Here is a 4689-nt window from a genome sequence, read left to right on the forward strand (position 1 = left end):
GATCCCGCTGCCGCACGGGCGCCCGCGGGATCAGCTCCCAGAACTCGCCCACGAGTGCCCGCACGTCGTGCCGGCAGGCGATCCCGGCGGCCGCCAGATCCTGCCCGAGCCGCGCGGCGGCGTTGTCGAGCAGCTGCGCGACCTCGTGCGGCGAGACCGGGCGGTGCGCCCAGTCGGGGATCGCCGGGACGAGGTCGTAGCCGAGCCGGTCGAACAGGGGGCCGAGCCAGCGGCGGCGCAGGCGTTCCATGAGGCGCGGCATCAGGCGGCCTGCCTCCTGGGCGCGGTGCCGCCGCGGCGGACGCGGTGGCCGGCCTCGATCTCCACCATCGCGCCGGCCTCGTCGGGGCCGAGATGGTAGGGCGCCGGCCAGCGCACGGGGTCCGAGTGTTCCCCCGTCACCGCCGCGAAGTCGAGCGGGTGGTCGAGGCTCGGATCCGGCACCGCGGCGAGCAGCGCCCGGGTGTAGGGATGGGCGGGATTGCGGAACAGGGCGGCGCGCGGCGCCTCCTCGACGATCCGCCCGCGGGCCATCACGCTGATCGTGTCGGCCATGTAGTCGATCACCGCGAGGTTGTGGGAGACGATGAGGTAGCTCAGGCCCAGGGCCGCCTGGAGGTCCTTCAGCAGGTTCAGCACCTGGGCCTGCACGGAGACGTCGAGCGCCGAGACCGGCTCGTCGAGGACGAGGAGCCGCGGCTCCAGGGCGAGCGCCCGGGCGATGCCGATGCGCTGGCGCTGGCCGCCCGAGAAGGCGTGCGGGAAGCGGGCGAGCGCGTCCGCCTCCAGCCCGACCATCGCCAGGAGCTCGCGGGCGCGCTCGCGCCGCCGGGCCGCCGGCACCCCGTGGATCTCCATCGGCTCGGCGAGGATCTGGCGCACGCTGAGGCGCGGATCGAGGGAGGCGTAGGGATCCTGGAACACGAACTGCACCTGCCGCCGGTAGGCGAACAGGTCCGCCCCCGCGAGCGCGTGCACGTCGCGGGGTCCGGTGCCGCCGTCGAACAGGACGCGGCCGGCATCGGGCTTCAGCGCCCGCATGATCATCTTCGAGACGGTGGTCTTGCCGGAGCCGGATTCGCCCACGAGCCCGAGCGTCCGGCCCGGCTCCAGGCAGAGCGACACGTCCGAGACGGCCCGCACCAGCCGGGGCTTGTCCCAGATCCGGCCGGCCCGCAGCGCGAAGGTCTTCGAGACGCCCTCGACCCGCAGGATCGGGCCGGCGGCGCGCGCGGGCGGACGGGCCGGGGGAATCGCCGCGCGGGCCGGGCGGATCGGGGTCAGGCGCTCGCCCGGGGCCATGTCGAAGCGCGGCACCGCGTCGAGGAGCGCCCGCAGGTAGGCGTGGCCGGGCGCGCGCATCACCGCCTCGCGCGGACCGGATTCGACCAGGCGCCCGCGGTACAGCACCGCCACGTCGTGGGCCATGTTGGCCACCACGCCGAGATCGTGGGTGATCAGCAGGATGCCCATGCCGTCCTCCGCCTGGAGGCGGGCGAGCAGCGCCAGGATCTGGGCCTGGGTGGTGACGTCGAGCGCGGTGGTCGGCTCGTCGGCGATGAGGAGCGCGGGCTTCAGGATGATCGCCATCGCGATCATCGCGCGCTGGCGCAGGCCGCCCGACAGCTCGAACGGGTAGGTCCGCAGGCCCCGCTCGGGGTCGGGGAAGCCGACATGGGCCAGCGCCTCCCGGGTGCGCGCGGCCGCCTCCCGGGCGGAGGCGCCGGTATGGACGCGCAGGGCTTCGCCGATCTGGTCGCCGACCGTGTGGAGCGGCGACAGGCAGGTCATCGGCTCCTGGAAGATCATGGCGATGCGGTCGCCCCGCACCGCGCGCATCGCCGCCCCGTCGGGCGGGAGGGCCGCGAGGTCCTGCCCCTCGAACAGGATCCGCCCGCCCGTGATCGCGGCGGCGCGGGGCAGGATCCGCAGGATCGCCTGCGCGGTCACCGACTTGCCGGAGCCCGACTCCCCGACGAGGGCGAGCGTGCGCCCGCGCATCACGTCGAGGGAGAGGCCGTGCAGCGCCTCGAACGGCCCGGACTCGGTGCGGAAGGCGACCTTGAGGTCGCGGATCGAGAGAAGCGGCGTCACGATGGCCTCGCCCCGGGACGAGACCACGGCGCGGCGCCCGCGTCCACGGGCGGGCGCGCGAACAGGTGTCGCGGATCCAGAACCGTCACGGCCGGATGGCCGAGGAGCAGCGGCAGCAGGGCTTCGAGGACGGCCCAGAGCCGGTCGTCGTGGGCGAGGTGGTGGGTGAGGATGCCGACCGGATCGCCGGCCGCCAGCCGCGCCACGAGGTCTTCCACCAGGCGCGCGGGATCGGCGAGCGAGCGGGTGCCGCGCCAGTCGATCGGGTCGATGTGGATGTCGGCGCGCACCAGGCCCGCGGTCGGCAGCGGGGCCCGGCGCGGCACGGCGGCCGAGAGGCCGGCATAGCCGAGATCCGGCAAGGCCGCGGCGAGATCGGGCGCGAGCCGGTTCCAGGGCGGCACGAAGACCGGCAGCAGGGCGTCCTCCGGCAGGCTCTCCCGGGCGCGGCGCAGGCCCTCCCGGGCGTCGGAGGCCAGCGCGGCGAGCGGGCGGTGCGGGCCGAACTCGGCGGGCTTCTCGCCCGCGGGCGCGTGGTTCGCGTGGGCGAGGCCGTGCACGGCGAGGCGCGCGCCCGGCGCGCCGTCGAGGCGCCGCCCGAGCGAGGGCGCGATGCCGGCCGGGATCGCCGCCAGGAGGATCGGGGCGGCGCAGGCGTCGCTCAGGGCGAGCAGCCGGTCGAGGGCGGGCGTGGCCGCGACCGCGTCGTCGTCCCGCCACCAGACGGGGGTGGGCGGACGGGTCTCGGCGTGACGGTCGAGGGCGGCGCGCAGGCGGTCGAGCGCAGATCCCCCTCCCCCCGCAGAGGGAGGAGGAAGGACCGGGGGGAGCGTCGCTCCCACCCCGTTCCGCACCATCGCCTCCACCAGCGCCACCGTCCGCCCCGCCCCGTCGAGCGCGAGCCCGTGCGGCGGCAGCGGGGCGCGGGGTGCCTCCGCGACAGCCCGCAGCAGCGCGTCGGCGTCGAGCCCGGCCTCGGGCACCACCCGCGCCAGCCCGCGCTCCGCGAACCGCTCGGCGCGCAGGCGCTGCTCGGTCTCGCGGCCGGCCTCGAAGGGGACGAGCAGGGCGGGCGTCCCCGTGGCGAGGAGATCGACCGCGGTGTTGTAGCCGCACTGGCTCACCGCCAGCGCCGCACGGGCCAGCAGCGCCCGGTAATCCGGCCGCGCCCGCTCCACCGTGCCGGGGGGCAGCCCGGCCGCGAGCGCGGAGAGATCCGCCTCCGGCACGCCGTGGCCGGCCAGGATCCGCCAGCCGAGATCCGGCCTCCGGCGGGCCGCCTCGGCGGCGGCGGCGAGCATCCCGAGCCCCGCCGCGCTCGACCCGGCCGAGACCAGGATGCCGGCGCGGTCGGACGCTGTGGGGACGGCCCCGCCCTCGTCGACGTAGCCGGTGTAGTGCAGCCGGACTGCCAGCCCGGCATCGACCGGCCAGGAGGCGTCGAGGGGCGCGAGCCCCGGGTCGGCGTGCACCAAGACCCCGTCGTAGAGGGCGGCCACCCGCGCGTGCGCCTCGGCGACCCGCCCGGGCTTCTCCGGCGCGACCAGGATGTCGCGGATCGAGGCGAGGACGAGCGGGCGCGGGGCCCCGGCGCGGGCGGCCTCGACCAGCGCCAGGAACTCGCCCGCCAGCGCCCGCCGGCCGAAGGGGAACAGCTCGGTGATCAGGACGTCGGGCGCGGCCTCCTCCAGCGCCGCCAGGAGCATCGACCGGCGCCGGTCGAGGAGCGCGGCGCCGGCCGGCCCTCCGTCGGCGGCGCGCAGCTCCGAGAAGGCCGTGCCGCGCACGCGCAGCGGCGGCAGCTGGACGAGGCGCACGCGATCGAGCCGCACCAGCGGGGCGGGCATGCCGCCGCTCGCCAGGACGACGTCGTGCCCGGCCGCCGCGAAGGCGCGGGCCAGCGCCGCCGCCCGGGTGAGATGGCCGGCGCCGAGCAGGTGCGTGACGGCGATCAGGACGCGCATGCGCAGGCCCCGGCGGGGCGGGCGGCGGCCTCCCGCACGGGCTCGAGCCCGGCGCTGGCGGCGAGCCGCGCCGCGATCAGGTCGATGCCCGGATCGAGGGCGAAGTCGGCGACGAGGCGCGCCCGCGCGGCCCCGGCGAGGCGGCGGCGCAGGTCCGGGTCGCGGGCGAGCCGCGCCAGCGCCCCGGCCAGGGCCGCCGGGTCGCCGGGGGGCACGAGGAGCCCGTGCGTGCCGGACGCGATGAATTCCGGCGTGCCGGCAAACGCGGTCGCGAGGATCGGCAGGTCCTGGCTCGCCGCCTCCATCAGCACGTTCGGCAGCCCGTCCCGGTCGCCGCCGGGGGCGGGCTTGGTCGGGAGCACGAAGAGGTCGGCCTCGCGCATCGCGGCGATCACGGCGGGCTGGGCCAGCGCGCCCCGGAACGCGACCCGGTCGGCGAGACCGAGCGCGGCCGCCCGCGCCTCGGTCGCGGCCCGGATCTCGCCGCCGCCGATCAGCGCGAGGCGCCAGTGCAGACCGGCCGGCAGGGTGGCGAGGGCGTCGAGCAGGTCGTCGTGCCCCTTCTTGGCGACCATGCGGCCGACGCAGAGGAGGCGCAGCGGGTCGGCCGCATGGTCGCCAAGAAGGGGCA

Annotated in this window: 3 protein-coding genes and 1 pseudogene; all 4 read right to left on the reverse strand. The window is 77.3% G+C overall.

Translation table 11 applies throughout. The features are described from left to right. Nucleotides 1–262, reverse strand: a pseudogene (locus AX737_RS24700) (hypothetical protein); the annotation flags it as partial. Continuing rightward, nucleotides 262–2094, reverse strand: a complete 1833-nt coding sequence (locus AX737_RS24705; protein WP_066925946.1) for an ABC transporter ATP-binding protein — start codon at nucleotides 2092–2094, stop codon at nucleotides 262–264. The gene AX737_RS24705 and the pseudogene AX737_RS24700, both read right to left, overlap by 1 nt. Further along, nucleotides 2091–4058, reverse strand: a complete 1968-nt coding sequence (locus AX737_RS24710; RefSeq protein ID WP_066925943.1) for a glycosyltransferase — start codon at nucleotides 4056–4058, stop codon at nucleotides 2091–2093. The genes AX737_RS24705 and AX737_RS24710 overlap by 4 nt, the downstream gene beginning before the upstream one ends. Continuing rightward, nucleotides 4046–4689 (reverse strand): glycosyltransferase (locus tag AX737_RS24715; protein WP_156453934.1); only part of this gene is annotated, 644 nt, incomplete at its 5' end. The genes AX737_RS24715 and AX737_RS24710, both read right to left, overlap by 13 nt.

Source organism: Methylobacterium sp. CCH5-D2 (assembly GCF_001556475.1).
Taxonomy (GTDB): Bacteria; Pseudomonadota; Alphaproteobacteria; order Rhizobiales; family Beijerinckiaceae; genus Methylobacterium; species Methylobacterium hispanicum.

Bases quoted from the DNA above. Each gene is read 5' to 3' on its own strand.
- AX737_RS24710 (WP_066925943.1), bottom strand. From the start codon at position 4,058: ATGCGCGTCCTGATCGCCGTCACGCACCTGCTCGGCGCCGGCCATCTC.